At 41.0% G+C, this 26,513-nt stretch carries 26 protein-coding genes, 1 riboswitch and 1 other annotated feature; of the genes, 3 read left to right on the top strand and 23 right to left on the bottom strand.

The window, feature by feature from the left end:
• Window positions 1-62 precede the first annotated feature (62 nt).
• Window positions 63-2,264 carry an LTA synthase family protein gene (locus tag HMPREF9960_RS09360; protein WP_005590563.1) on the top strand — a complete coding sequence of 734 codons (2,202 nt, stop codon included), beginning with the start codon at window positions 63-65 and terminating at the stop codon, window positions 2,262-2,264.
• Window positions 2,265-2,399: 135 nt separating this feature from the next.
• On the opposite strand, the gene pulA is transcribed toward HMPREF9960_RS09360, so the two are convergent.
• The 4 genes from pulA to HMPREF9960_RS09340 all read right to left on the bottom strand — a co-directional run bounded on the left by pulA (window position 2,400) and on the right by HMPREF9960_RS09340 (window position 8,256).
• Window positions 2,400-4,697 (bottom strand): type I pullulanase, encoded by a 2,298-nt coding sequence (gene pulA, locus HMPREF9960_RS09355; protein WP_005590564.1) that lies wholly within the window; start codon window positions 4,695-4,697, stop codon window positions 2,400-2,402.
• A 14-nt stretch (window positions 4,698-4,711) separates the two neighbouring features.
• Complete coding sequence (locus tag HMPREF9960_RS09350; RefSeq protein WP_005590565.1) at window positions 4,712-5,671, bottom strand: diacylglycerol kinase family lipid kinase; 960 nt, start codon at window positions 5,669-5,671, stop codon at window positions 4,712-4,714.
• Window positions 5,672-5,679: 8 nt separating this feature from the next.
• On the bottom strand, window positions 5,680-7,638 hold the full coding sequence (gene ligA / locus HMPREF9960_RS09345) for an NAD-dependent DNA ligase LigA (protein ID WP_005590566.1): 1,959 nt from the start codon (window positions 7,636-7,638) through the stop codon (window positions 5,680-5,682).
• A 102-nt stretch (window positions 7,639-7,740) separates the two neighbouring features.
• On the bottom strand, window positions 7,741-8,256 hold the full coding sequence (locus tag HMPREF9960_RS09340) for a QueT transporter family protein (protein WP_005590567.1): 516 nt from the start codon (window positions 8,254-8,256) through the stop codon (window positions 7,741-7,743).
• Window positions 8,254-8,376: riboswitch (PreQ1 riboswitch) on the bottom strand. (Overlaps the previous gene by 3 nt.)
• A 28-nt stretch (window positions 8,377-8,404) precedes the next feature.
• Here HMPREF9960_RS09340 and HMPREF9960_RS09335 point away from each other — a divergent pair.
• A complete protein-coding gene (locus tag HMPREF9960_RS09335) occupies window positions 8,405-8,845 on the top strand; it encodes a GtrA family protein (protein WP_037586417.1) in 441 nt (146 codons plus the stop codon).
• A gap of 72 nt (window positions 8,846-8,917) precedes the next feature.
• Here the strand turns inward: HMPREF9960_RS09335 and HMPREF9960_RS09330 are convergent, their stop codons facing one another.
• The 17 genes from HMPREF9960_RS09330 to HMPREF9960_RS09250 form a co-directional block, all read right to left on the bottom strand.
• Window positions 8,918-9,625 carry a B3/B4 domain-containing protein gene (locus tag HMPREF9960_RS09330; protein WP_005590571.1) on the bottom strand — a complete coding sequence of 236 codons (708 nt, stop codon included), beginning with the start codon at window positions 9,623-9,625 and terminating at the stop codon, window positions 8,918-8,920.
• Between the two features lie 8 nt (window positions 9,626-9,633).
• A complete protein-coding gene (locus HMPREF9960_RS09325) occupies window positions 9,634-10,083 on the bottom strand; it encodes a MarR family winged helix-turn-helix transcriptional regulator (RefSeq protein ID WP_005590573.1) in 450 nt (149 codons plus the stop codon).
• A gap of 344 nt (window positions 10,084-10,427) precedes the next feature.
• A complete protein-coding gene (locus HMPREF9960_RS09320) occupies window positions 10,428-11,537 on the bottom strand; it encodes a hypothetical protein (RefSeq protein ID WP_037586409.1) in 1,110 nt (369 codons plus the stop codon).
• Between the two features lie 816 nt (window positions 11,538-12,353).
• Entirely contained in the window at window positions 12,354-12,620 is a 267-nt protein-coding gene (locus HMPREF9960_RS10890; protein ID WP_255209857.1) for a hypothetical protein, read from the bottom strand.
• A gap of 82 nt (window positions 12,621-12,702) precedes the next feature.
• On the bottom strand, window positions 12,703-13,551 hold the full coding sequence (locus HMPREF9960_RS09310) for a hypothetical protein (protein ID WP_005590579.1): 849 nt from the start codon (window positions 13,549-13,551) through the stop codon (window positions 12,703-12,705).
• 10 nt (window positions 13,552-13,561) lie between these two features.
• Entirely contained in the window at window positions 13,562-14,482 is a 921-nt protein-coding gene (locus HMPREF9960_RS09305) for a YihY/virulence factor BrkB family protein (protein ID WP_005590581.1), read from the bottom strand.
• Between the two features lie 47 nt (window positions 14,483-14,529).
• Window positions 14,530-15,387, bottom strand: coding sequence for a methionyl aminopeptidase (locus tag HMPREF9960_RS09300; RefSeq protein WP_005590582.1), 858 nt, complete (start codon window positions 15,385-15,387; stop codon window positions 14,530-14,532).
• A 14-nt stretch (window positions 15,388-15,401) separates the two neighbouring features.
• Entirely contained in the window at window positions 15,402-16,679 is a 1,278-nt protein-coding gene (spxR, locus tag HMPREF9960_RS09295; RefSeq protein WP_005590583.1) for a CBS-HotDog domain-containing transcription factor SpxR, read from the bottom strand.
• Complete coding sequence (locus HMPREF9960_RS09290; RefSeq protein ID WP_005590584.1) at window positions 16,672-17,223, bottom strand: GNAT family N-acetyltransferase; 552 nt, start codon at window positions 17,221-17,223, stop codon at window positions 16,672-16,674. The genes spxR and HMPREF9960_RS09290 overlap by 8 nt, the downstream gene beginning before the upstream one ends.
• A gap of 33 nt (window positions 17,224-17,256) precedes the next feature.
• Window positions 17,257-18,516 carry a UDP-N-acetylglucosamine 1-carboxyvinyltransferase gene (murA, locus tag HMPREF9960_RS09285; protein WP_005590585.1) on the bottom strand — a complete coding sequence of 420 codons (1,260 nt, stop codon included), beginning with the start codon at window positions 18,514-18,516 and terminating at the stop codon, window positions 17,257-17,259.
• 103 nt (window positions 18,517-18,619) lie between these two features.
• Entirely contained in the window at window positions 18,620-19,810 is a 1,191-nt protein-coding gene (gene metK, locus HMPREF9960_RS09280; RefSeq protein WP_005590586.1) for a methionine adenosyltransferase, read from the bottom strand.
• A gap of 385 nt (window positions 19,811-20,195) precedes the next feature.
• Window positions 20,196-20,663, bottom strand: a complete 468-nt coding sequence (locus HMPREF9960_RS09275; protein ID WP_037586416.1) for a deoxycytidylate deaminase — start codon at window positions 20,661-20,663, stop codon at window positions 20,196-20,198.
• Between the two features lie 102 nt (window positions 20,664-20,765).
• Entirely contained in the window at window positions 20,766-21,125 is a 360-nt protein-coding gene (gene rplT / locus HMPREF9960_RS09270) for a 50S ribosomal protein L20 (protein ID WP_005590588.1), read from the bottom strand.
• A 45-nt stretch (window positions 21,126-21,170) separates the two neighbouring features.
• Entirely contained in the window at window positions 21,171-21,371 is a 201-nt protein-coding gene (rpmI, locus tag HMPREF9960_RS09265; RefSeq protein WP_005590589.1) for a 50S ribosomal protein L35, read from the bottom strand.
• Window positions 21,372-21,404: 33 nt separating this feature from the next.
• Window positions 21,405-21,935: a translation initiation factor IF-3 gene (gene infC / locus HMPREF9960_RS09260; RefSeq protein WP_005590591.1), complete on the bottom strand. Its 531-nt coding sequence runs from the start codon at window positions 21,933-21,935 to the stop codon at window positions 21,405-21,407.
• Window positions 21,936-21,951: 16 nt separating this feature from the next.
• Window positions 21,952-22,082: a sequence feature (ribosomal protein L20 leader region), on the bottom strand.
• A 26-nt stretch (window positions 22,083-22,108) separates the two neighbouring features.
• Window positions 22,109-22,786 carry a (d)CMP kinase gene (gene cmk, locus HMPREF9960_RS09255; protein WP_005590592.1) on the bottom strand — a complete coding sequence of 226 codons (678 nt, stop codon included), beginning with the start codon at window positions 22,784-22,786 and terminating at the stop codon, window positions 22,109-22,111.
• A gap of 9 nt (window positions 22,787-22,795) precedes the next feature.
• Entirely contained in the window at window positions 22,796-23,254 is a 459-nt protein-coding gene (locus tag HMPREF9960_RS09250) for an SAG1386/EF1546 family surface-associated protein (protein WP_005590594.1), read from the bottom strand.
• A 45-nt stretch (window positions 23,255-23,299) separates the two neighbouring features.
• Here HMPREF9960_RS09250 and HMPREF9960_RS09245 point away from each other — a divergent pair, with 45 nt between their 5' ends.
• Window positions 23,300-23,497, top strand: a complete 198-nt coding sequence (locus HMPREF9960_RS09245) for a ferredoxin (RefSeq protein WP_005592494.1) — start codon at window positions 23,300-23,302, stop codon at window positions 23,495-23,497.
• Here the strand turns inward: HMPREF9960_RS09245 and HMPREF9960_RS09240 are convergent.
• Together HMPREF9960_RS09240 and HMPREF9960_RS09235 are read right to left on the bottom strand one after the other, a co-directional pair.
• The gene (locus HMPREF9960_RS09240; protein WP_005590596.1) at window positions 23,494-23,982 is read right to left on the bottom strand and encodes an EbsA family protein; all 489 of its coding nucleotides are present in this window, start codon (window positions 23,980-23,982) and stop codon (window positions 23,494-23,496) included. The two genes, HMPREF9960_RS09245 and HMPREF9960_RS09240, sit on opposite strands and share 4 nt — an antisense overlap.
• A 70-nt stretch (window positions 23,983-24,052) precedes the next feature.
• Window positions 24,053-26,509: an LTA synthase family protein gene (locus tag HMPREF9960_RS09235; RefSeq protein WP_174263570.1), complete on the bottom strand. Its 2,457-nt coding sequence runs from the start codon at window positions 26,507-26,509 to the stop codon at window positions 24,053-24,055.
• Window positions 26,510-26,513 lie beyond the last annotated feature (4 nt).

Here is a 26,513-nt window from a genome sequence, read left to right as displayed (position 1 = left end):
AAAATTGTGATATACTTAGAAGAAGAGAATTTTTAGGAAATAAGACAAGGAAGTATCTTTCTGTGAAAAAAATAACCAAGAATTTACTCAATTTTATGAGTACAAGGCTCGGTTTCGTCTTGAGCTTACTCACGATTTATTGGTTAAAAACCATGTGGGCTTATACCGTTGATTTTAATTTAGATATTCAAGGAGCCTATCAAATTTTTCTGGCTCTGATTAACCCTTTCCCAATTGGACTTTTACTGATTGGGCTTGCTCTTTATATCAAGCCGACTAAGCTTTTTTATTGTGTCAGCACGGCTATCTACATCATGCTCTTTGTCTGGTTGGTCTCAAACTCCATCTACTACCGTGAGTTTACCGACTTTGTGACAGTCAATACCATGTTGGCCTCTAGCAAGGTGTCTGCAGGTCTCGGGGCAGCAGCCATGGAGCTCTTCCGCCCTTGGGATGCTATCTATATCATTGATTTCCCCATTCTAGGCTGGCTTTTTTATAAAAAATATATCCGCTTGGATCATCGTAGGTTTAATTTCCGCGCCAGCTTTGCCGTGACATCCCTATCAGCGATGCTCTTTTCAGCCAATCTTTTCCTAGCAGAAATTGATCGTCCTGAGCTCCTGACACGCGGATTTTCAAATTACTATGTCGTTCGCGCCCTTGGTCTTCCCGCCTTTCTCGGCTACAGTGCCAATCAAACCTATGCTGCTAATAAAGAGCGTTCCAAAGCCTCTGCCAAGGATCTAGAACCCGTTCAACAATATATCCAATCCCATTATGCTGAGCCAAACTCTGAATACTATGGTATTGCCAAAGGTCGCAATGTTATCTATGTCCATCTAGAAAGCTTTCAGCAGTTTCTGATTGATTATAAACTGCAGATGGAGGGCAAGGAATACGAGGTTACGCCTTTCCTCAACTCCCTTTACCACTCCAACTCAACTTTGGCTTTTTCAAATATCTTTAACCAGGTCAAGGCTGGAAAGACTTCTGATGCGGAGACCATGATTGAAACGGGTCTCTTTGGTCTCAACCAAGGCTCCTTCATGGTAAACTACGGCGGTACCAATACCCAGCAGGCAGCACCTTTTATCCTGTCAAAAAATGGAGATTACACATCTGCTGTTTTCCATGGAAATACAGGTAGTTTCTGGAACCGTAACACTGCCTACAAGCAATGGGGCTATAATTATTTCTTCGATGCGTCCTACTTTACCAAGCAAGACGAGACCAACTCCTTCCAGTATGGCTTGAACGATAAAATTATGTTCAAAGATTCCATCAAATATCTGGAACATTTACAGCAGCCTTTCTATGCCAAATACATCACCGTCTCTAATCACTATCCTTATACGACCAGCTTGATTGGCGATGAGATTGGTTTCCCACTGGCAGATACCAAAGATGAAACCATCAATGGCTATTTTGCAACAGCAAACTATCTCGACTCAGCTGTCAAAGCCTTCTTTGACTACCTAAAAGAAGCTGGACTGTATGAAAATTCAATTATCGTCCTTTACGGCGACCACTATGGAATTTCCAATTCTCGTAATCCAGCTTTGGCACCTTTGATCAATAAAAATTCTGAGACATGGTCTAGTTACGACAACGCCATGTTGCAGAGAGTGCCATACATGGTCGTGATACCTGGAATGGAAAAAGGAAAAATTATCGATACCTTTGGAGGACAAATCGATATGCTGCCAACCTTGGAGCATTTATTGGGAATTGACTCCAAAAATTACCTTCAAGTCGGGCAAGACCTCCTCTCACCTCAGCACCAGCAAATCGTGGCCTTCCGCTCAACCAATAACTTTGTAACACCAAAATACACAAGTTATAGCGGCCGCATTTACAACACACAAACTGGTGAGGAGATCACTCTGCCAGACGAGTCAACAACAGCTGAACTAGAAGCTATCCGAACAGCCGCAAATACACAACTGAAAATGAGCGATGCTATTCAGACAGGGGACCTATTCCGCTTTTACACAGGCAATAATCTAGGAAAAGTCAATCCTGATGATTACAACTATATCAACTCTTTGAAAGCCCTCAAGGCCATTGAGAAAGAAAAAGGCGACCAATCAACCAGTCTTTATTCAAAACGTGGCGGTGTATCCTCTGTGGATCTCTTTAATTCACCAAGTTATCGAGCACTTCACCCAGAACAATTTCACTCTAGCACTAGCAGCGAAGAGGGAACTAGCGGAGAATCTTCCAGCTCTTCTAGCTCCTCCAGTTCGAGTGCTAGTCCCTAATATCTATGAGACTACTCAACTCTTCCTAAAGCATTGAAAAATGTTTTGGGGAGAGTTTTTATTTTTGAAGCACAAAAAAGATTGAAAACTTAAGCTGCAAAGCCTGTCTTCAATCTTTTCTTATTTTTATTCATATTATGCAATCACTTCAAAAACAGAAGCGGTCAGATTTTCAACATAGAAGGGTCTCTTATGACGACTATTTCCGACCAACAAACGTAGGTGATCCGCATTCTCAAGGTAATATGGCAGGCCACTTGCGTTAAAAATGATTTCATAATGTTTTTCATCTTTAATCTCAAAAATGACGATACCACTGCCAGCAAAGGCTTCTCTTACAAAGACATGTTTGTAAATCTCTTCATAGGTTTGATAAGAAAATTCCTTCTGACTTGTCTTTAAGTGAATAATCTGCTTGATATAGTCAATACTCTCCTGATGTTGGCTGATCAGTTCCCAATTCACTTGGTTGACAGCATCGGGAGCATTGTAGCTGTTCATTGCTCTGTCACGGTCGCTAGGCAGGACTTGGCCCTCTTCGCCTGTTCCTACTAGTTTTGTGCGGGAAAATTCTTGGCCCAATTCCATAAATGCCATTCCCTGCATAAGCAAGTTCATAGCTGTTGCCAGCTCAATTCTTTTGGCCCGAGTGACCTCATCATCTTCTGGGTGCAAGTCAACCAGCAAGTCATGCAGATTGAAATTATCATGCGCCTCCACATAATTAAGAACTTGGCTCGGTGTCAAATAGGAGCCTAACTCACTGCTACCCAAAATAGCCTTTGCTATAATATCTTCAGTCGCTTGTCCGCTCACATAACCAGCTTTCAGACCACCGTAGACTTCAGCACCCTTTATCGCATCACGCTGTGTATCATTGAAGAAGCCAATTCGCGGCAGTTGATAAGCATTGTCTTTCTTAGCCTTGTCCTCTGGCATCAGGCCTGTTCCCATATCCCAACCTTCACCATAAAGCAAAATCCGTGGATCAATTTTGTCCATTTCTTCTCGGATGATATTCATGGTGGTGACATCATGGATTCCCATCAAATCAAAACGGAAGCCATCCACATTGAATTCTTCTACCCAATAGCGAAGTGAATCAATCATGAATTTGCGGAACATTTCATGCTCACTGGCCGTCTCGCTGCCAACTCCGGTACCGTTTTGGAAAGAACCGTTGGGATTCATCCGGTAGTAATAATCGGGAACCGTTGACTGAAAGGCTGAGTCAAAAGTCGAATAAATATGATTGTAAACCACATCCAAGGTCAAAGAAATCCCTGCATCATGATAAGCCTGAATCATGGTTTTCAAATCTCGGATAGCCTGACCTGGATCATCTGGATTAGAAGAAAAACTGGTTTCTGGTGCATTGTAGTTCTGTGGATCATAGCCCCAGTTATAAGTAACTTGGCCATTTTCGTCATAGTCCTTGTGTCGATCAGAAACCGGCTGGAGCTGCACGACATTGATACCTAGATTGCGAATATAATCAAAAGTGGTCTGGTCTCCCTGACTATTTCTAGTGCCACGTTGACAAGCACCTAAAAAAGTTCCTCGCAAATGCTCTGCGACACCTGAACTAGGCGATTTGCTAATATCTCGGATATGCATCTCATAGATGACCGCTTGATTTGGGTTATCTAAACGCCAAGTTGCCTCCTTGCCTTGGCATACCTTAAAACCAGCAACAGTCTTGTCCTGTTCAGCAATAATAGCTGAGCGCTTGCCATCTGGACTGGTAGCAATTGTATAAGGATCTCGCGTCAAAAAATGCTGGTTTTCAAAATGAACATGATACTGGTAGGCCTTGCCAGCTAAATCTTCTGGCACTTCCACCGACCAAACTCCGATTGTATTTTTTGCATGATCGTGCGAGTAAATTTCGCCCTTTTCCATAGGGAATTCTTTATAAACGGGTGCTTGATTATCAGAAGTTTCATAGACTAGCAATTCAACTTTTTTGGCTGTCGGAGCCCAAACTTTAAACTCATTTACCTGCCCCTGCAGACGATGCCCAAGCCAGCCTTGGTAGCCCCAGCATTCATCAAAATAATCCGACCGCATAGCCACATCGAAATTATGAGGACGTCGCCGCGAATATTGGTGGCTCGTCGTCGCCGCTTGCAAGGAATAGTAGACCTGATGATCTCCTTCAATCAACCAAACCTCTGTGGGCAAATGTACTGGCAATAAATCAATGTGGTAGTCGCAAGATTGGCTGGACCAGTCTGAACGCTTGACAATCACATGAGCCTGACTAAGGGGCTCCCAACTTTTAAAAGATAGTTCTCCCTGGATACCAAAATAATCTAGTTTAGAAAAAGGTGCTTCTTTTCCCCACTGATCCGTCTGCCACTGCCACAAATCATAAGAAAAGTAATCTCCCTTAGGATTGTGGTAATGGACAATGACTTTATAGTCTAGCATTTTTATTTATCTCTTCATTCTAATTTTTCTAAGGAAAGAGCGCTCTCATCGATTTCATCTATATTGGCGAAAAACTCCAGATGATTGTGCAAAACTTCCAATTCTACTGGTGTATCTCCTCCGTACTCACCGTCCAGATTCAACATAAAGGGGGCTTTTTTATCTAATACCTCTAGCTTCAATTTGCTGGTTTTCAGATATTCAACATTGGCATCCGTCACATGTTGGCCACCATTAATTGCTTGTATGATGAGACTAAGCATATCAAACAGCTTGGCCGTTTTTACAAGAATCAAGGTGAAATTTCCATCGTCCAGTTTTGTATCTGGCGCTAGTTTTTCAAAGCCTCCGATAGAATTAGTCAAGGCTGCAAAGACAAGCGAAATCTTGCCCTCAAAAACACCATGGTCATGCTCAATCCGTACCTTACGGGATTTGGAGCGTGGCAGCATTTTGGCTCCTTCGGCTACATAAGCCAGATAGCCTAGACGGGTCTTGACTTCACTAGGGACGCTGTAAGTCAGCTCTGTCAGCGTGCCCGCCGCCGCAATGTTGATAAAGTATTTGCTGCCATAAGCCCGACCGATATCCATCTGAATCGTCTGGTTCTTTTCGATAATGCGGGCTGCCGCTACTGGATCTCCCATGGGAATTTTCAAGGCACGCGCATAATCATTGGTCGTACCAGTTGGGATGAAAGCCAGCTTGGGGCGCACTTCTAGACCCGCAACCCCATTCACTACTTCATTGATCGTACCGTCTCCACCGGCTGCTATGACCAAATCAAAACCTGCTCTTGCTGCCCTTTCAGCCTCTCGCTGAGCAGAGAAAGGCTCTGGAGTCGTCTGGTAGGCACTGGTTTCATAGCCAACATCTTCCAAAACATCCAAGACTTCGGCAATATTTTTTTTGATAATTTCCTGCCCAGAAGTTGGGTTATAAATCAATCTTGCTTTTTTTATCTTATTTTCCATTCTCAGCCTCACAAGCTATCTAGCCAGTCCTCATCTCGAATCTCGATCCCAAGTTCTTGGGCTTTGGTTAATTTGCTGCCGGCATCGGTACCTGCCACCACCAAATCTGTCTTTTTGGACACACTTCCAGCAACATTTGCACCCAGACTCAGCAATTTTTCTTTAGCTTGATTCCGTGTTAATTTTTGTAATTTTCCGGTCAATACGACTGTTTTGCCAGCGAGAGCGGCATCAGCTGCCACTTTCTCCCCCAGATAGTCTAGGTTGACGCCAGCTTCTTGCAATTCCCGCAAGAGAAGCTGACTGCCTTCCTGCTCAAAGTAAGAATGCAGACTCTGAGCGATAACTGTCCCCAAGCTGTCAATAGAAGAAATTTCCTCTTGACTGGCCTGTGACAACTTGATCATATCGTGGAATTTCTCCATCAAAATCCGACTAGCCTTGCTTCCCACGTGACGGATTCCCAGACCAAAGAGCAATTTCTCTGCTGAGTTTTCCTTAGAAGCTTGAATGGCATTATACAATTTATTCGCTGATTTTTCCTTAAAGCCGTCCAAGGTCAGTAAATCTTCTACAGAAAGTCGATAAATTCCAGCCACATCCTTGACCAAGTTCTTATCAAAGACCTTTTCGACCACTGCTGGACCAAGGCCAGTAATATTCATAGCATCCCGGCTAGCAAAGTGAATCAAGCCTTCCTTGATCTGGGCTGGACAGAGCGGATTGATACAACGCAGAGCCACTTCGTCCTCGAAATGCACCAGCTCACTCTCACAGCTCGGACAGTGACTTGGTATTTCCAAAGCCTCTTCTGAGACCCGCTTAGACTCCACCACGCGCAAAACAGCAGGAATAATATCCCCCGCTTTATAGACGATAACGGTGTCTTTCTGACGAATATCCTTCTCTGCAATATAGTCCACATTGTGCAAGGTTGCTCGGCTAACAGTCGTCCCCGCTAGCTGAACTGGCGTCAAGTTCGCCGTTGGAGTCACAACTCCCGTCCGGCCGACTGTCCAGTCAACAGACAGAAGCTGGGCTTCCTTTTCCTCAGCTGGAAACTTATAAGCGATGGCCCACTTAGGTGCCTTGACCGTAAAGCCAAGTTCTTCTTGCACCGCCAAGTCATTGACCTTGATGACAATACCGTCGATCTCATAAGACAGACTATCCCGTTCCTGAGCAATCTTTTCAATAAATTCCCAAACGCCATCAATCGAATCCGCTAGAAAATGAATCGGATTGACTGAGAAATCCAAAGACGCTAGCTTGTTTAAGACTTCTTCCTGGCTGCCAGCCTGAGTCGGACTGGCTTCTTGGTAGAGGAAGGTTGCTAGATTGCGCTTGGCCACAACTGCTGTATCCAACTGGCGCAAGGTTCCTGCTGCCGCATTGCGGGGATTGGCAAACTCAGGCTCACCATTCTCCTGCCGCAATTGATTAACCGCATCAAAGGAAGCCTTAGGCATGTAGCACTCTCCACGAACGGTAATGTCCAGCGGTTCTTTCAAAGTCAGAGGAATATCCTTGACCCGCTTGAGGTTTTCCGTGATATTTTCACCAACAGAGCCATCTCCCCGAGTCGCCCCTGCTACCAAGATTCCCTTTTCATAGGTCAGGGAAATAGAAAGCCCATCAATCTTGAGCTCACAAATATAGGAAACCTGAGGAAATTCCTTGCGAATCCGCTGGTCAAAAGCCATTAATTCTTCACGTGAAAAAGCATCCTGCAAACTAAAGAGAGGATACTGGTGTGGATATTTTTCAAATCCTTCTAAAATCTTCCCACCCACCCGATGGGTCGGGCTATCAGGTAGGATATCAGTTGGGTACTTTTCTTCTAACTCCACTAGCTCACGATAGAGTCTGTCATACTCGCTGTCCGATACACTTGGCCTGTCTGCCGTATAGTATTCATGGGCGTATCGATTGAGCAATTTGACTAATTCTGACATTCTTTCTTTCATACTTCTATTTTATCACAAATACACAAAATCTTCCTCTATTTGTCCCGAATTCTTCCTAAAAAAGAGGACATAAAAAGAGCGGAAATGCCGCTCTCTACTGTCTTATTTTGTCAAATCAATCCTTTTTGCAATCTGGTTAATAAGGATAGCTCCAGCAATCAAGGAAGCAAACTCTCCAATAGCCGTTGTAAACCAAGTCAGGAAGAATGGCAAGCCCTGTAAGAAATACAACTCTGCCGCAATCGTCACCATCGAAATAGAAAAGAAAATGGCAAAATAGAAGTGATCCAAACGAAGCAAATCTTTAATCAGGTATTGATTCTTATAGCGGCTGAAAAGGTAGACACCTAATGATAGGAAGACTAAAGTTGACCAACCGCCGACAAAGACGTCAATGATTCCAAAGCTATATAGATTGGCAATCATACAGCCGATGGTCACTCCCAGGATGTATTTCCGATTATAAAAGGCCATAAAGTTCATCATTTCAGAAATTCTGAACTGGTAAGCACCATAGCTGATAGCATTTAAAGGGGGCGTAATCGTAAGGGCTACATAAATAGCAGCAACAATGGCAATCTGAACCAAATCACGGACTGATAAGTTTTCTTGTTTCATTTTTTCTCCTTTAGCGCATGAGCGCGTGTAATATGCTTGGCGAAAGAAGTTAAGCGCCAAGGGTTGCGTCAGACGGAAAAATCATCTCCCAAAAATCGACAACTTCACTAGTATAGCATAAATCCTAGAAATGTGATAGACTATGCTTATGAAAACTTTGATTAAAAAATTCTTTGACAATGAGGTTCTGTCCTATCTTTTCTTTGGTGTGGCAACAACTGTCGTATCCGTTGTCAGTCGGATGCTCTGCTATGAACTGACGGGAAACGAACTACTGGCTACGATTATTGGTGATATTCTGGGTATTCTCTTTGCCTTTGTGACCAACGATACTATCGTTTTCAAGCAGAAAAGACAGGGCTGTCCAGTTCGATTGGTCAAATTTTTCACTGCCCGACTGGCTACTATGGCTTTGAACTTGCTGCTAACCTTTATCTTTGTCACTAGCTTCCCGCAGATTATTGGGCAATTCGTCCACAACGATATTAAGATGGTCAATACCATTGAAACCTTGATAGCTCAAGTGCTGATTATCGTCCTCAACTATATCTTCAGCAAGATTTTTGTCTTTAAAAACAAGGCAAAATAAGAATGACTCGGCTTACTCTCCTATAAAAACAAATCTGGACCAGATAATTCTGATCCAGATTTGTTTCTATTTTTAGACTTCCAAACTGGGATTTTCAGCTGTCAAGTGGGTAATATCACCTTTGACACCGAAATATTCCTCAATCAAAGTCTGAAGTTCCGTCATAGCTGCTTGAGCACGCGCCGCCTGCTCTCCATTGATGGCTTCGATAACCAAGATGGCATCCTTGGTCTCTTCTGTCAACATGGTTCGCTGCGCTTCTCTCCAGTTAAGGCAACGGCAGACTGCTCCCTCCTCATCATAATAGATAATTTCCTCCGGTAAAGCCGGTGCGTCAGTCTCAGCTCCCAGTGGGAAAAAGGCTTCGCCACCCTTAGCCTTACCCAAATAAAGACCACCGACAATCTTGTCCAAATCCTCACCGCCACATGGAACCGCATAAGAGAGGGAAACACTATTATAAATATCTACTAAGGGATTGATTGGGTTAAATTCCCGTCCTTGACTGACCCGCTTGAGTAGGGCTTCGATAGAGGAACGCGCTCCTTTTTTGGTCTTGAATTGGCTGAAAGCCTGCCGCCACTCCTGAATGACATCATTCTGAGTGAAATTCTCATCTGGAATAAAGTCTGCTGCTCGCTTTGCGCCCTTGTCCAGCAGGGATTTGAAATACGGGTCCTTACTTTCATCAACTCTATTATCCAGCCCCTTGGCCACTAAAACACTAATCTGAGCTTCTGGAAACAAAGCCCAAAATTCATTTTCAACTGTAATTTTCATGCTTCACCTCAATAATTTCTTTTCTGGCCTTTTTTGACTAGCTCCCAGTCCTTGGTAATATTCTCTCGGACGCGAACCAGCAACTTTCCTAACTCTTTTCGCTCGTTCTCTGAAAATTTTTCCAACGAAACCTGCTCCGAATATTCGTTTTCCGCTAAGATAAGAGGATAGAGGGCCGCCCCTTTTTCAGTAACGAACCATTCCTTGTTCTTGCGGTTATTGGCAGCTGGCCGCTGTTCCAGTAAACCCTTGCTTTCTAGCTTTTTGACTGAACGAGCCACCGTCGAGCGATCTACCTTGAGCAAGTCTGACAGCTCCTCCTGAATAATCCCAGGATTCTCCGCAATCCGCACTAGATAGAGATACTGCCCCCGCGCCAAATCTATGTCACGAAACTCAATATTAGCGATTGAATCCAAAGCCCGAGCAATGATTCCAATCTCACGTAAAATTGACATACCTCCTCCTTCTGAAGATAGTATAACAGATTTTTATTGCAAATGCAATAAAATACTCTTGGATATTTATCTTTGAAAAATTTCATGAAAAACTAAACTTCCACACAGAACTCTTCCGCCTTTCCCTTATCTAGACCATCAAAAAAGAGGCTAGGAACAAGTCTTAGCCTCACTTTTGAATCATTACGCTAGGATAAATGATAAATGGGGATAAGGCCGTATTCAGTAGCTATCTTATCCAAGTTATATAAGCAAAAGAGAAGGCAAATTGTTTGGAATCTGTTTTATATGTAAGTAGAGCTGGCACTATCTGTTCGGATGCTACATCCAAAGCAAGCTCCTTCTTATCCTCCTAGTTCTCCTTTTTCAACCAGTATTCGGCGTTGTTTATTTAGTTCGCGGTCTTTGGCAATATCGTAATACAAGTCAAATTCTTCTTTGGTATTGACTGAATGTTCTTGATCATCCTTGCTAAGTTCGGCTGGAATCGTCAACCCTTCGTAAAGGTTTGTATTAGCTGGGACAAAAAGCTGATACAAATCGAGAAACTGTGGGACATCTCCATAAATCTCATCGTTATATATCTTAGAATCAATTAAGAGATAAAACTGTGAATCTTGCTCACTTAATACTTGATAAACTTTAGGCGCAGCTGTCTCCAAAACACTTCCCTTCAATACACCTTGGTGGAAGGAAAGTTGATTTTGATACAACTTATCGAGTATAGTAGTTGTTCCAAACATTACTGTCATTTCTTCCATTTTATCCTTTAAAGGACCCAGATCTACCGAAGGGCTTTCAGGATACTTTTGTATTTTTGTATCTTCCCATTCAATTTGCTTGGTTTCTAAATTCAGCCATAATTGTTTTTTCTGTGATAACTCCCATCCTCGTTTGTATACTTGTAATGGTATATAATCTTTACCATCCTTTTCGATAATACCACCAGTTTTTTCGGGTATATAATCAGGGTTATAGTCCTCTACAAGTTTATAAATATCGAGCTGACTCCCTTCCAATTTTCGATCTCCTATCCGATAAATGGACATGGCATAATAAACTTCGGGATCCTCTTTTGGTAATTTTTGTGTCCCTCTATAGGTAGAATTATGGAAATAATCACGAACAATATAGCGTTGATTGGAAGCCCCATGAACGCCTAAAAAGTTCTCAGCCACCTCTGGATTGTACTTGGCAAACAATCGATCTTCTTCTGGAGTCAGCGACTTCCAATGTACGGCCACTCCCCTGCCATCTTCTAAAAACTCATACGAATCAATTTCCCATTTTCCTGTATAGTAATCCATATTTTCATATTTTTGGCGTTCTTGCTTGGCCTGCTCTGATTGTTGGCGTTCTTGTTTATCCTGCTCTGATTGTTGATAACTATGATAACCCCATAGAAGCAGAACACCCAACAGGACGAATCCGACCATTGTTAGTACTTTCTTCACTTCTCTCACCCCTTATTTACCATATTTCTGTTCGAAATACTTTTGAAAATTCTCTTCCTATAATCTGATTTAGACAATTCGTTAGTTTTGGAATCTGATTTGAAATGATTGCCAAACTGAAAAACAAAAGAAAGATGTCTTTGTATCATTATACCACATGAGCGATACCGTCGTGAAAAGATAAGAAAAACCACCTGAACATAATTTAAGTGGTTAGCTTCATGTAGAAACGACGTCCTAAATTCCTCATCCTCTTCAAGAGACTATGAATAGACTCTATAAACCTTTATCTCTTTTTAGACTTCTTAACATATTCCTTGTACATTTTTGACTTTTTCCCATACCATTCCTCGATGGTATAGCCATATTCTTCACGGTATTTCTCTTGATTTTTATTGACTGCATTCAAGTTCTCTAGCGTTACTACACTGGATTTAAAAAATGATACCAAAAATAGGCATAAGAAAATAGGTGAAATTGGTAATAAAGCAAGCAAGAGATACGCTAGGAAATGATTAAGCCCATGGGTAAAGAGGTTGATTCCATACATCAACAACCATAAGAACAAAATAACATTCAAAAACTTTTTATAATATTCTGAGGAGAAATAATCCTTGCTAGCGCGCTGCTTTGTAACAAGGATATAAACAAGGTAAATCAGTGATAACACAAAACCAATCCAGTAGACGATACGAATTGCAACTAGAGGGATTAAATACAAGATGGCTCTAAACCAACCATAATAAAAAATCACAATCAGGCACAATTGAAGAATCTGAGTCAATAAATAGGCTTTAATACGATTTCTTTTGGAAATTATATAAAAGCTAATAAAACTGAGCCAACAAAATAAAAATAGAAGAACAAAAAACTAGTTGGAGGAATAAGGCTATTTTCTACTGATGTCAATTGCGTAACTAGGTCATGTCCATCTTCACTAGCCATTCGAAGCATAGCCATTGGAAAGTATGAGGCCCAAGTAATCAAAAACGAATATAGAGACATTACGAAAATCATTACTAATATATTCCATCCTCGCGTTGTCTCTAGTGCTTCATTAATATCTTTTTGTATCTTATCCATTTATTTTCTCCTATTTGGTTCAGGTTACATTGTAAAAGGAGGTACCATCATCATCAAAATCGAGTGGGTAAACCAGCATTGACTAAACTTCCTGATCCAACGACTCTTTGTATATTTTCGATTCTTTCCCATACCAGTCTTCTATGGAGTAGTCAGATAACTGGCGGTAATCTTCCAAATATTTTTTGAGATAGTAGCCTTGAAAATTGTTCACACTTAAAACATACAGAAAGTAAAGGAAGGGGACAAATATTATTGGATTAATGGCTACAAAAATTGAACGAAAGGTACCATTTTGCTGAATAAGATCCGAGTTTGGGAAAAAGATACGGAAAATAACTATTAGGAATAGGATAAGCCCTCCGTACCTTTTTGCAAATACAACAAAACGGTCGAGAAAATCTGCTCCTCTATTTGAGTAAGTAGACTCTTGATACAAAATTTCGAGCGTATTCTTCTGAAAATTTTGAAATAGTCTAATAAAGTACAAAATAAAAGCAACCGTATATAATGCGCCAGATAAAATCATTCCTATTATCGTTCCTGCTCCAGCTATACCTATTACTAGACACTGCAAACAAAGAAGAAAAATCATAAAATTAGACCATACATTGAAGTAATAATATGATAGTATTGACTGATTTTTTATTTTGGTTAGATCAATTAAATAGCCAGCAAACCCTACAAATCCCAATCCAAATAAAGCACCATTTATGAGGCTTACTTTCATAAATAAAAACTGCAAATTTTGAGAATCAACCCAAATACTAAAAAGAAAGATTAGAAATAGGATAAATTGTATTGTAACAAATCCTAAAAGCTTTCCCTCATAACCTTTTTCATTGAAATCCTCAAATGAAGTTTTGATATACTGATCTGTCACTAAGTTCATACTTTCCTCTAACGAGGCATTAAAAATTGTTTGTTTCATATTTCACCTATTATACATCTGTATTCTTATCTGCATGTCCTTCGTCGTCAAATCTCAGAATAAGCTCACCACTACGGCTTTCAAAGTGCGATACGAAACGACTTTGGATGCTTGCATTGAGGACAGCACCGACGATTAGCACCTTGGCAATCAAGATAAACCAAAACATGATAATCACAACCACCACTGAGCCGACAAAACGCACATCTAAAAAGCGATCTAGATAAGCTTCGATATAAACAGTAAAAAGGTTCATGAGGCTATAAATGATAACAAGAACCAAGGTCGCACCTGGTAACACATAGCGGATTTTGGGAATCTTCACATTGGGTAAAGAAAAATAAAGCAGAATCAGCGAGAGAAAGAGCATCAGATAAATCGTAGGCTCTGTCATGGTCAGCAACTGCTGGTAGAGGCCGCGGTCAAAGTGCCAGAAATCATAAAGAATCCCAACCAGCATTCGACCAAATAGTGTCAAAACGAGCGACAAGCCTAGTAGGACTTGCAAACCTAGACTCATGATAAAAGCAAAGATCCGCTCCCAGATAAGCCCCCGCCCTTGCTTCGTACCATAGCATTTATTAAAAGCCTTTTGCAAAAAAGTCATACTCTGGGAAAAAGTCCACAGGGCAGACAGGATAGAAATACTCAGCAAACCCGTCGATGGCTTGGTCAGCACATCGCGGACAACCTTGGCGATCGTCAGATACAATGACTCTGGCAGTAAGTCTTTCAGCGCAACTAAGAGCTCATCTGGCCGAATTTGAAAATAGGGCAGAATATTTGCCGCAATCAATAGCAAGGGAAAAATCGAAATCAGAAAATAATAGGCCACAGCAATGCTGGTAATATCTGCCTCCGACGCCTGATAAAAATGGAAAAAAGCTCTGAGAAATTCATTTTCTCTTATCTTTTTGATGAATCCTGTCACATCTCTCTCCTATTCAAAAAGACTGGGACAAGCCCAGCCCTGTATACTTAATAAGTCCCTTCTTCGCCCTGGCTGGTTAGAATCACAGGACCATCTTTGGTAATGACAAATTGGTGCTCATATTGGCAAGAAAGACCGCCATCTAGGGTTTTATGTGCCCAACCGGTCTCAAAGTCTGTGTCAATTTCCCAAGTACCTGTATTGATCATTGGCTCGACAGTCAGAACCATTCCCTCCCGCAGGCGCAAACCGCGTCCTGCACGGCCATAATGCGGCACCATTGGCTCCTCATGCATGGTTGGACCAACCCCGTGACCAACCAAATCACGAACTACTCCGTATCCATGACTTTCAGCATATTCTTGAATGGCTGCACCAATATCTCCAATGCGATTACCAACTTTTGCAGCTGCAATTCCTCGGTAGAGACACTCCTTAGTCACATCCATGAGCTGCTGCGCTTCTGGACTAATCTGACCAACTGCATAAGCCCAGCAAGAATCTGCGACACCACCACGGAAGCTTTCTGTATATTGCTTCATCTGCTCTACGTTGTTAAAGTCCAGCTTAGATACATCCAATTCAGCCTTGTCGACTAAGCCAACAACCATGTCCACACAGATGATATCACCTTCTACCAATTTTTGATGACGAGGAAAGGCATGGGCCACCTCATCATTGAGAGAACAACAAGTCGCATAAGGATAATCCATGATACTGCCCTCTACGCCAATCTGAAGAGGCAAGGCATTAGCTTCTTTACAGCGCTTGCGGACATATTCTTCAATGTCCCACATGTCAATACCTGGCTTGATCAAATCTCTCAAGCCGATATGAACAGAAGCTAAGAAATCTCCGCTCTTGTCCATTAAATCAATTTCACGTTGTGATTTTATAGTAATCATTATTAACCTCTTTACTAATTAATTTTTACAGTAATCGTCGCTTTGGCAACGAATAGCGAATCTAAGTAGATATCATAGTCAATCACTGCTGTCCGCCGCGTTTGATGAATAATCCGAGGCCGAATCTGCAGGACATCATCAATCTGAACAGCCTGAAAGAAATGGATCATCATCTGATCAACGATTAAGCTCTGACTATTCCTCGTCATCAACTGCTGTGTAATCCGAGTGATAATTTCCGTCAAGACGCCATTAGCCAAGACTCTATTTTGCTCCAGCATGAAAGGCTCGACAGTGAAAGAAAAAATATCCTCTTGGCGATGAAGCTTCTGGCCCACCTGCTCACTGAAGGTCGGTAGACTGGAAATCTGTGAGCGGCTCATTTTTTCCATAATATCCCGACGTGTAATCACTCCAAGAAGAGTCTGATTTCCACGCACTACCGGAATCATTTCAAAATCCTCTGCAATCATGCGCTGACTGATGTTGGCAATATTTGCTGAAAGACCAGTCATGAAGATTTTTCGGGTCATAACCTTATCCAAGGTAGTCAAAGGAGACTTATCTCCCGCATCCCGCATCGTCACGACACCAACCAGCATTTGATGCTGATTAACGACTGGAAAACGGCTGGTCCGATTACGACGAACCAAGTCCAGATAGTCACGAACGGTATCTGTATCGTGTAAGAAACCATATTCGTGACTGGCCCTATAAACCTGCTCTACTGTCAAAATATCAGTTTTAATCTGGATATTGGACAGGGCACGGTTAATCATGGTCGCCACAGTATAGGTATCGTGCTTGGTTCTTAGGACGGGAATTTCAATACGATTGGCCAGTTTTAAAACCTCTGGATCGACTTCAAATCCTCCCGTTACTAGCACGGCATTCTCATTTTCAAGAGCCAAGATCTGAATCTGCGTCCGATCCCCGACAATAAGTAGGCCGCCTTCGTTTAAGTAACGTAGGATATTTTGCTCGGTCATAGCTCCGATAGAGAACTTGTTAAATTCTTTTTCCAGTCCTCTTTCGCCAGCAAGCACCTCTGAACCAGTAATATCCGCAATTTCCTTGTAGGTCAGGTGCTCTAAAACAACCTTTTTCGACTTCACTCGGATAGTCCCACTTCTGGGTCTGGTTTCGACAATTCCTCTATTTTCAGCTTCCTTGATCGCTCGGTAGGCCGTTCCGTCGCTGACACCCAAGTAATTTGAAATACTCCGAACACTGACCCGCTTACCAATTGGAAGATTTTCAAGATAAGCCAAAATTTCCTGGTGTTTACTCATTGAAATCTCCTTTTTCGTAGCGATATTCGGTGTAATCTCTCATCTTTCTCGTATAGCGGTCGCTCCCTTTAAACTGACGGAAGAGCTTAAAACCAGCTTTCTGTGCAACTTTCTGACTAGCAATATTCTCTTCATGCGTGATAATGGTCAGACGCTTAAAATCGAATTTCGTAAAGGAAAGAAAAACCAATTCACGGACAACTTCGGTCATCAAGCCCTGTCCCCAGTAGTCTTTCCTCAAAAAATATCCTAGTTCAGCTTCTTTTTTTATTTCGTCCATTTTTTCAAATTTAATGGAACCAATCATTTCATTCGTTTCCTTATCACAAATTGCCCAAATTCCCAAGGGATTTTTCATAAAATAATTGGCGATGACATATTCACTTTCCTGTAAACTACTTTCAGTCGGAAAAATAAACTCGGTATTATCCGGATTGGAAGCAATTTTATAAAGGGATTCTGCATCTCCAAAAAGAATCGGGCGTAAAAAGGAATGCTCCGTTTCAATAAAAGAAAAAGCTGCTAACTGTGTCCACAAATTCATAGGCTTCCTCTATAAAAAATAAGCGATGAACGCTTATTCTTCGATGAGCTGGATGTCCGCACCCAGACTTCTTAATTTTTCAATAATATTGGAATAACCGCGTAAAATAAATTCAATATTGGTAATCTCTGTTCGGCCTTGAGCCATCAGACCAGCAATCACCAATGCTGCACCTGCACGCAAATCCGTTGCCTTCACAGAAGCACCTTGCAGTTGATTTGGTCCTTCATAGACGATCTGATTGCTAGCAGTCGAAATTTTACCAGTCATCTTTGCCAATTCAGCAACATGGTTAACCCGTTTCTCATAGATGGTATCAACGATTTTTCCATGACCATGAGCTGTCAACAAAAGCGGAGTGATCGGCTGCTGCAAATCCGTAGCAAAGCCAGGATAAGGCGAAGTCTTGATGTTAATAGCTTTTAATTCCTTCTGCCCTTCTACAAAGATGCTGTCTTCTGAAATGGTCATGCGCACCCCCATTTCCTCTAGCTTAGCAATGAAACTTTCCAAATGTTCATAAAGGACATTATTGATCTGGACACCTTGTCCAATTGCCGCCGCCAAAGAAATATAGGTCCCAGCTTCAATCCGATCTGGAATCACTTGATGGCGCGTTCCATGAAGGCTGTCTACACCTTCAATCGTGATAATATCAGTCCCAGCCCCACGAATATGAGCTCCCATATTGTTAAGCAGCGTAGCTACATCGATGATTTCTGGCTCACGTGCCGCATTTTCAATCACCGTACGCCCCTCAGCCTTGACTGCTGCCAACAACGTATTTATCGTGGCACCGACACTAACGGTATCCATGTAAATACTAGCTCCAGCCAAGCGTTTGCCGCCCGTTGACAATTTCATATAATTGCCTTCCATGGTCATATGAGCACCCATCGCTTCAAAAGCTTTGAGATGGAGATCAATCGGACGAGGACCAAGGTCACAGCCTCCAGGAAGCCCAACTGTCGCTTCTCCAAAACGCCCTAGCAAACTTCCATAGAAATAGTAAGACGCTCGTAGACTATTGATTTTACCAGATGGCATCGGCATATTCTTGATATTTCTAGGATCAACCTCTAGGCAATCTCCAGACCGCTTGACAGACGCTCCCATGATTTCCATGATTTCGATAAGGCTATCAACATCCGAAATCGCCGGCACACCATCTAAAGTAACAACATTATCAGCTAAAATAATAGCTGGGATAAGGGCCACAACACTATTTTTGGCACCATTAATGGTCACCTCTCCTTTTAAAGGGCGACCACCATTAATTACAATTTTTTTCATGTTTTAAAATTTAGCTCTTTCACGGTATTACTCTTTATTATATCATAGTTTTATCCATTTTCCTAGACAAAAAAGCCCTCAGTTTAAACCGAGAGCTATTATTTTATTGCAAAGCTGCTTGGAGCGCAGCTACCTTGTCTGTGCGTTCCCAAGGAAGATCGATATCTGTCCGACCCATATGACCGTAAGCAGCAGTTTGACGATAGATTGGGCGTTTCAAATCCAACATTTGGATAATACCTGCCGGACGCAAATCAAAAATTTGGCGGACAGCATTCTGAAGTCTGCTTTCAGAAACTACGCCGGTTCCAAAAGTATCAATGCGGACTGAAACGGGCTGAGCTACCCCAATAGCATAGGCCAACTGAACTTCTACTTTTTTAGCCAAACCAGCAGCTACGATATTTTTAGCGATATAACGAGCCGCATAAGATGCAGAGCGATCGACCTTGGTTGCATCCTTACCAGAGAAGGCACCACCGCCGTGGCGAGAATAGCCACCATAGGTATCCACAATAATCTTACGTCCTGTCAAGCCAGAGTCCCCTTGCGGACCACCGATAACAAAGCGGCCAGTAGGATTGATAAAGACCTTGGTCTGACCATCCAAGTATTCGCTTGGAATCACCTGAGCAATGACCTTTTGGATAACATCCTGATGAATCTGTTCATTGCTGACTTCAGGATCATGCTGAGTAGAAATAACTACCGTATCTACACGAATTGGTCGATCATTTTCATCGTATTCGACCGTAACCTGAGACTTGGCATCTGGTCGCAGATAAGACAATTCACCTGACTTGCGCAGTTCTGCCAAGCGACGCACCAGTTTATGACTGAGAGAAATAGGCAATGGCATGAGCTCTGGCGTTTCATCCACCGCAAAACCAAACATAAGGCCTTGGTCACCAGCCCCAATCAAATCCAACGGATCTTTTTGAGTATTTCCTCGTACCTCAAATGCTTCATTGACCCCTTGAGCAATATCTGGCGACTGTTCCACCAAAGATGGATGGACTCCAACTGTCTCTGCAGAAAAGCCATACTCTGTATTGGTGTAGCCAATCTCTGCAATGGTATCACGAACCACCCGATTGATATCTACATAGGCTGTAGTCGAAATTTCTCCAAAAACATGAACGGAGCCTGTATAAACAGCAGTTTCAGCTGCGACATGAGCCTCTGGATCCTGAGCTAAAATAGCATCCAAAATAGCATCGGAAATTTGGTCTGCAATCTTATCGGGATGTCCCTCCGATACAGACTCAGACGTGAAAAGTTTACGTTCTGACATAGAAATGTCCCCCCTTAAAAAATATTAAACAAGTAAACAAACTCCAAAATGATTGCAAATCATCTCGCCCACGAGTTACGACGCAAAAGGAATAAAAACGATACCTTTTTATTTCTGAAGCTAGTAAGGCGCATAGGGTGACCGCTGCATAGCTGCAACCGTTGAATGACGAGTAACTTTGGAGCCGTCATTGTTTGCGAGTTACAAAGTACTGATAGAAGTTTCCTACCATCTTATCGGGACTATATAACCTCTCCATTATATCATGATTTTTAGAATTATGCTGAATCATTTTCAAAAGAAAAGCTATAGTTCAAAACTATAACTTTATCATTTAGATTTATTCGATCTAAGCGGATGATTAGTGCTAAATATTTCAAGCAAACTATACCAACTCCGTCTGAGCAATAGCCTCTTTCACATCTTCTAGTGGCAAATGCACCAGTTCCACTTCCTTTTCCTTGTAAAGGTACTGAGCATAATCATCTATCCGATATTGGTTGATGTAGACCACACGCTTGCAGCCAACCTGAAGCAGTTGCTTGGTACAGTTTAAACAAGGAAAATGAGTCACATAAGCCGTAAATCCCTTAGGAACGCCTCTCTCAGCTCCCTGCAAGATAGCATTGACCTCTGCATGCAAGGTTCGCACGCAATGACCATCGATGACCAAACACTCATGATCAATACAGTGCTCTGTTCCTGAAACAGAGCCATTGTAGCCGGTCGATATGACCTTATTATCCTTGACTAAGACCGCACCGACCTTGGCGCGCTTACAGGTCGAACGGTTGGCAATCAAAAGTGCCTGTGCTGCAAAGTATTCATCCCAAGCTAGCCGATTTGACTTCATCATTCAGTCCTCCATCCATTCTCACTATATTATACTAAAACACTTAGCGATTGTCATCCTGAAAAGAAAAAAGTTGAAACAATGTTTCAACTCTTTGTATTCTTATTTAGCAAGTTTAGCTTTAGCTGCATCTGCAAGAGCTGTGAAAGCTGCTGCATCGTTAACAGCCAAGTCAGCAAGCATTTTACGGTTCACTTCGATCTCAGCCAATTTCAAACCATGCATCAATTGTGAGTATGAAAGTCCGTTCAAACGAGCTGCCGCATTGATACGAGTGATCCACAATTTACGGAAGTCACGTTTTTTCTGACGACGGTCACGGTATGCATAGTAGTAAGAGTTCATTACTTGCTCTTTTGCAGTACGGAACAAGATGTGTTTTGCTCCATAGTAACCTTTAGCTAATTTTAAAATACGTTTACGACGTTTGCGTGATACAACGCCACCTTTAACACGTGCCATGTTTTATTTCCTCCAATATTTCCTAGATAATTGTTACAAAATCTCTTATTTAAGACCTGTAAGCATTGCTTTGATACGTTTGAAATCTCCTGCATGCACCATAGATGCTTTACGAAGATGACGACGTTGTTTCTTAGTTTTTCCGTGGAAACGGTGAGAAGTGTAAGCACGGAAACGCTTCAAGCCACCAGAACCTGTACGTTTGAAACGTTTAGCTGATGCGCGGTGTGTTTTTTGTTTTGGCATGATAAAATCTCCTTTTTCTAACTTTTTGACAGTTTATTTTTTGTCACTAATCGGTGCCATTTGCATGAACATTTGACGTCCATCCATCTTAGGCTTTTGCTCAATGATCGCAACATCTTGAGTTGCTTCAGCAAAGTCTGCCAAGACCTTAGCTCCAATTTCTTTATGGGTAATCATCCGTCCTTTAAAGCGAATGGATACCTTAACTTTGTTTCCTTTTCCAAGGAACTTGCGTGCGTTACGAAGTTTTGTATCAAAGTCCCCTTTATCAATGGTAGGACTGAGACGTACTTCTTTCACAGTGACAACGCTTTGTTTTTTACGTTGTTCTTTCTGCTTTTTCTGATACTCAAACTTGAACTTGCCATAGTCCATAATTTTCGCAACAGGTGGTTTAGCTTGTGGCTGAATCAGGACTAAATCGACATTTGCTTCATCCGCAAGAGATTGGGCTTCGCTAAGCGGTTTAATACCTAATTGTTCGCCGTCAAGACCGATCAACCGAACTTCACGCACACGAATTTCATCATTGATGAATAAGTCTTGTTTTGCTATGGTTTTCACCTCTTTTTTTATTTTTAGAGAAAAACAAGTGCGGACCTGCTAACGCAAACCCGCACTACATGATAGTATTTCATCACTGAAACTGAATCCTGTAGAGCCAGACAACGTTAGTCGCAAGGCGAGAAGTTCTCACTTCTGCTTTTCTCAACTCCACTATCATACCAAGTTTCTTTTTATTTGTCAATAATTTTTTTCGCTTTTTCTTCAATAAATTTGACAACTTCTGCAATTCCAATGCCAGTCGTATCAAAATGAATGGAGTCAGCTGCTGGTTTCAAGGGTGATACTTCGCGATGACTATCCTTGTAGTCCCGCTCCGCTATTTCTCTTTTGAGAGTTTCCAAATCAGCTGGAATCCCTTTTTCAAGGTTCTCTTTGTAGCGGCGTTCTGCTCTTTCCTCAACTGAAGCAACTAGAAAAATCTTCAATTCTGCATCTGGCAAGACGACCGTTCCAATATCACGTCCATCCATGACGATGCCGCCCTGTGCAGCAATCAACTGCTGCAAATGAACCAATTTTTCACGCACTTCCGGGATAGCTGCCACCCACGACACATTATTGGTTACTTCATTTTCTCGGATCGGATGAGTGACATCAACATCTCCTACAAACACTAGCTGCTCACCATTTTCAGAACGACCAAAACTAATCGAATAAGTCTCGAGCAAGGTTACGATCTCATCTACATCATTTTCAGTCAGATGATTTCGCAGAGCCATATAAGTAGCTGCACGGTACATGGCACCCGTATCCAAATAGGTATAATTAAAATCTTTGGCAATAATCTTTGCAACAGTGGATTTTCCACTTGACGCAGGTCCATCAATCGCAATCTGAATCTGTTTCATAACCCGCTCCTACTGAATCTTAACAATGTCACCTGGGTTGGCATACCAAGAACCAGTAGACATGTGCGACGGATTTAATTGCTCCAATTTTGCAATAGAGATACCTGCACGCGCTGCAATCGCAGCTTCTCCTTCACCAGGCTGAACAGTCAAAGTACCTTCTGAAGACTGAGTTGGCTTTTCTTCTGATTCACTTGGTTGCTCTGATGGAGCTGGTTGTTCTGCGCTGCTACTTGAAGATGCAGCTGCATTAGAAGTACCATAAAATCCATCCATAACGGTCTTTTTATTACTTCCACCAGTAGATAGGTAGGCGAAAAAGAGTGCCATAGCAATGACCATCACTAGAAAAACAGCCGCTAATATTGTCAGCCAGCGATCAACTCGACTCGCCTGACTTTTCTTTCTGCGATTCAATTTCTCTGCTCCATTATCATATACATCTGCTTCCCATGGTTCTTTTTCCATGACTTCCTCCTTGAGTTTTTCTAAAAATCTTATTACAATATGAGTATGAAAGTTACACTCATTCCCGAACGTTGCATTGCTTGCGGACTCTGCCAGACCTACTCAGATCTTTTTGATTATCACGATAATGGCATTGTCAAATTTTATCAAGACGACCAGCTCTTAGCGAAAGAGGTTGAGAGTCAGCCTGAGATTCTCGAGGCTATTAAAAACTGTCCAACCCGAGCTCTGCTAAAAGACTAATTTTTCTTAGATTGGTCACCATAGTAGACCTCGAAATAATCTAGAAGAGTCAGATTGTCTACTAATTCCACTTCGCCTTTAAAATGCTCATTTAAAGCTAGGGCGTTGACAAAATATTTTTTTGGCCACTTCCGCATACAGAAGGTCCTGCTACGACTCTTCCCTGTAAAATGAAGGGTGATAGACGTTTTTGTAACTTCTAGCTTCTCAATCGTTGAAATATCAATCTTGATTGGCGTGAAAGGATTTGCCGTAATAATGCGCAAAATACCGTCATCATAAATCGTGAAATATCTATGCACACCGATAGCCAGTAAGACCATGAACAAAAAGAATGAAAAGAGGACAAGAGTCGGAACATTGGAGCTTTCGTACATCAAGGCCAGTCCTATAAAAATCGGAATGACTGACAAAGACCAATAAATCACCAACACCGACATTTCTGGTTGCCAATGATAGCGGACTTTCCCAAAAATCTTTATCATATCTTCACCCCCCTTACTACTAGTTTAGCATAAAATAATAAAAAATAGAATTGGTAAACCTATTCTATTTTTATTTTGCTGGTACAGCAAAGAAATCCTTCGAAAGATATCCTTTTCCACCAACCATATCATACTCGATCAATTTCAAATCATCTGCAATTTCCTGAGCTGATGAATCCAGTGCTTTCTTGTCCACACTGGCTTTATGGAGAACCTCAGTCAATAAGGCGTAGTAAGGAGATACTTTCGAATTGGTCTGCTCAAGTAGTAGGGCTGAAAAATCACTAGAATTAACCAAAGGATAGTTCAACTTAGGTGTCTCATAATTACTCCAGATAAAGTAATCGGTCAAATATTGATTTTCGGGATGATCCTTAAAAGCTGATTGAGGATATAGACCTGGCAAGTGATCACCATAAAAGACTACTGTTATCTTTTTATCAAACTTAGAAAGCTTATCTAGAAACTCCTTGGTCGCATTGTCTGTGTGGTAGAGCAAGCGAGTATAGTTTATTAACTTGTTATTTTCATTGGCTGTAAAGCCCTCGCCTTGTGCCATAAGATTTGAGGGCTCGCTTTCTGACCAAGGTGCATGATTCTGCATTGTTATTACTGAAAAAAACTGATTTTGCTCTTTCTTTAAGTTATCTATTACTAGTTGATAAGTAGAAGCATCGCTATAATTCTCTCCTTGTCTATAAACAGATAATCCACTAGTTCCTAAAGAAATAAATTTATCATACCCTAATGTCTTATAAATAATATCTCTAGAGTAATTCGTTGGAGCAGCTAAATGTATGGCAATACGATTCTTCGATTCAAATTGATCACTAATTGCAGGAAATACATTCATTCTAGGAACAATTTCTGTATAGAGAACCGATATACTTGGTGAAAGATTATAGTATGGAAGTCCTGAAATTGTTTGAAACTCCATATTTGCAGTTCCGCCACCGTAACCGTCTGATTGCATCAAACCACTTGTCGTTCGTGATTTGACATCACGAATATTTGGAATCGGATTTGTTGTAATTGATATGCCTGAAAGCCTTTCAGGATCAGAAAAACTTTCACTCAAAACATAAACTACAGTTTGCTCGCTTATTAGGTTTGACCTAGTAGTATTTATTGAATCTGCTAATTGTTTATACTTTTCTTCCAAAGAACGAATCTTTGACTGACTATAACCATTCGGCTGTGTCATCACAGTTTCTGACATCTGCGAGAACCATACGAATGTCAATGATCGTAATTGAGAATTAATCGTATTGCCATACCAAGTTAGATCATGGTAATTATTCAAAATAGAAATCACAGGGATATTTTCTGCAATTCTTCCATCTTTTTTAGACGAAAAGATTCCTGTAACTGTAGCAAAAAAACTGCAGATTAGTAAAATTAAAGCTAGTCTATGTTTGAAATTCTGGATTAATTTATTTGGTAAAATATATTTTCTAACAGCAAGATAGAATATTGTTACTATAGAAACGCTAAGTAAAATATACATTCCATAATGTCCATCTGCATAGCTTAGCAAGGTTCTGGGTGTCTTCAACCAAGCTAAGTCACTAGGAAGAATTGGCTCCTGCCTAAATTGAAATTTCAAACTATTTGCAATAGTTGTAACAACTCCCAAAAATATACAAATGATTGTCGGGAATAAAAAACTATTACAAATTAAATAAATTAATAAAAATAAAGCAAAAAAGATAATAATCTGAAAAAGTGTTGCTCCTGTAAATAAGCGTAAATCTAATATGATTACATCAGCCTTGAGACTATCCTGAATTGTGTAATTGAAGATAAACGCAAAAAGTGCACTAAATGTAAATGCTACTGAAAAACTAGAACGATTGTTAATAACATCTCTCATACCTTTCACAAGTATGAAGCTTGGAATTGTAGAGACTAGAACAATGTAGATAACAAACCCAATTAATCGAAAAATATATTGCTCACTATTTGTATTCGTAAATTCTAAAAATAATGAAAGTTTATCCATTACCGCTGGCAATTTATAATCTGTTAAACACATTATAATAAATAACTGGGAAACGACTAATGTCTCCATAAAACTTAAGTTCTGGTAATTAATATTAAAAGTTTTAAATGGTTCCTGCTTACCTTCTTTCAGAATATATTTGTTAATAATTCCAAAAGCTAGTATGGGAATTATTAGATATAAACTATTAGTTTGCCATAAATGATTCTTGTCAATATCCCATATTTTATAAGAAAAATCATTCAAGTTTCTTGTGATTTCCAGCAGATAAGAAAATAGCATATAGATAAAAAAGACAACTACAATAGCGATAAATGTTTCTTTTCGTAGAAATTTTGAAATATAGCGTCCTAGCAACCAGCATGCAATTCCACTAATAATCATTGCAAAAATTAGGAACGGGGAATTGATAGTAAATATTCTAAAAGCTGAGGAGACATTAATATTAACAGCTGTCACATCTAAGATTAAACAACTAATTAAAATAAAACAAATCTGTTCATAATAGTCACCTAAAAATTTCAGTTCT

The organism is Streptococcus cristatus ATCC 51100, from assembly GCF_000222765.1.
In the GTDB taxonomy this organism is placed as follows: Bacteria; Bacillota; Bacilli; order Lactobacillales; family Streptococcaceae; genus Streptococcus; species Streptococcus cristatus.
This window is presented reverse-complemented; position numbering and strand designations above follow the sequence as displayed.

What these genes read in the sequence shown, in the direction of transcription:
- pulA (WP_005590564.1), bottom strand. Translation starts at nt 4,697, where the DNA reads ATGCTAGACTATAAAGTCATTGTCCATTACCACAATCCTAAGGGAGAT.
- HMPREF9960_RS09350 (WP_005590565.1), bottom strand. Translation starts at nt 5,671, where the DNA reads ATGGAAAATAAGATAAAAAAAGCAAGATTGATTTATAACCCAACTTCT.
- ligA (WP_005590566.1), bottom strand. Translation starts at nt 7,638, where the DNA reads ATGAAAGAAAGAATGTCAGAATTAGTCAAATTGCTCAATCGATACGCC.
- HMPREF9960_RS09340 (WP_005590567.1), bottom strand. Translation starts at nt 8,256, where the DNA reads ATGAAACAAGAAAACTTATCAGTCCGTGATTTGGTTCAGATTGCCATT.
- HMPREF9960_RS09335 (WP_037586417.1), top strand. Translation starts at nt 8,405, where the DNA reads ATGAAAACTTTGATTAAAAAATTCTTTGACAATGAGGTTCTGTCCTAT.
- HMPREF9960_RS09330 (WP_005590571.1), bottom strand. Translation starts at nt 9,625, where the DNA reads ATGAAAATTACAGTTGAAAATGAATTTTGGGCTTTGTTTCCAGAAGCT.
- HMPREF9960_RS09325 (WP_005590573.1), bottom strand. Translation starts at nt 10,083, where the DNA reads ATGTCAATTTTACGTGAGATTGGAATCATTGCTCGGGCTTTGGATTCA.
- HMPREF9960_RS10890 (WP_255209857.1), bottom strand. Translation starts at nt 12,620, where the DNA reads ATGGATAAGATACAAAAAGATATTAATGAAGCACTAGAGACAACGCGA.
- HMPREF9960_RS09310 (WP_005590579.1), bottom strand. Translation starts at nt 13,551, where the DNA reads ATGAAACAAACAATTTTTAATGCCTCGTTAGAGGAAAGTATGAACTTA.
- HMPREF9960_RS09300 (WP_005590582.1), bottom strand. Translation starts at nt 15,387, where the DNA reads ATGATTACTATAAAATCACAACGTGAAATTGATTTAATGGACAAGAGC.
- spxR (WP_005590583.1), bottom strand. Translation starts at nt 16,679, where the DNA reads ATGAGTAAACACCAGGAAATTTTGGCTTATCTTGAAAATCTTCCAATT.
- HMPREF9960_RS09290 (WP_005590584.1), bottom strand. Translation starts at nt 17,223, where the DNA reads ATGAATTTGTGGACACAGTTAGCAGCTTTTTCTTTTATTGAAACGGAG.
- murA (WP_005590585.1), bottom strand. Translation starts at nt 18,516, where the DNA reads ATGAAAAAAATTGTAATTAATGGTGGTCGCCCTTTAAAAGGAGAGGTG.
- metK (WP_005590586.1), bottom strand. Translation starts at nt 19,810, where the DNA reads ATGTCAGAACGTAAACTTTTCACGTCTGAGTCTGTATCGGAGGGACAT.
- HMPREF9960_RS09275 (WP_037586416.1), bottom strand. Translation starts at nt 20,663, where the DNA reads ATGAAGTCAAATCGGCTAGCTTGGGATGAATACTTTGCAGCACAGGCA.
- rplT (WP_005590588.1), bottom strand. Translation starts at nt 21,125, where the DNA reads ATGGCACGTGTTAAAGGTGGCGTTGTATCACGCAAACGTCGTAAACGT.
- rpmI (WP_005590589.1), bottom strand. Translation starts at nt 21,371, where the DNA reads ATGCCAAAACAAAAAACACACCGCGCATCAGCTAAACGTTTCAAACGT.
- cmk (WP_005590592.1), bottom strand. Translation starts at nt 22,786, where the DNA reads ATGAAACAGATTCAGATTGCGATTGATGGACCTGCGTCAAGTGGAAAA.
- HMPREF9960_RS09250 (WP_005590594.1), bottom strand. Translation starts at nt 23,254, where the DNA reads ATGGAAAAAGAACCATGGGAAGCAGATGTATATGATAATGGAGCAGAG.
- HMPREF9960_RS09245 (WP_005592494.1), top strand. Translation starts at nt 23,300, where the DNA reads ATGAAAGTTACACTCATTCCCGAACGTTGCATTGCTTGCGGACTCTGC.
- HMPREF9960_RS09240 (WP_005590596.1), bottom strand. Translation starts at nt 23,982, where the DNA reads ATGATAAAGATTTTTGGGAAAGTCCGCTATCATTGGCAACCAGAAATG.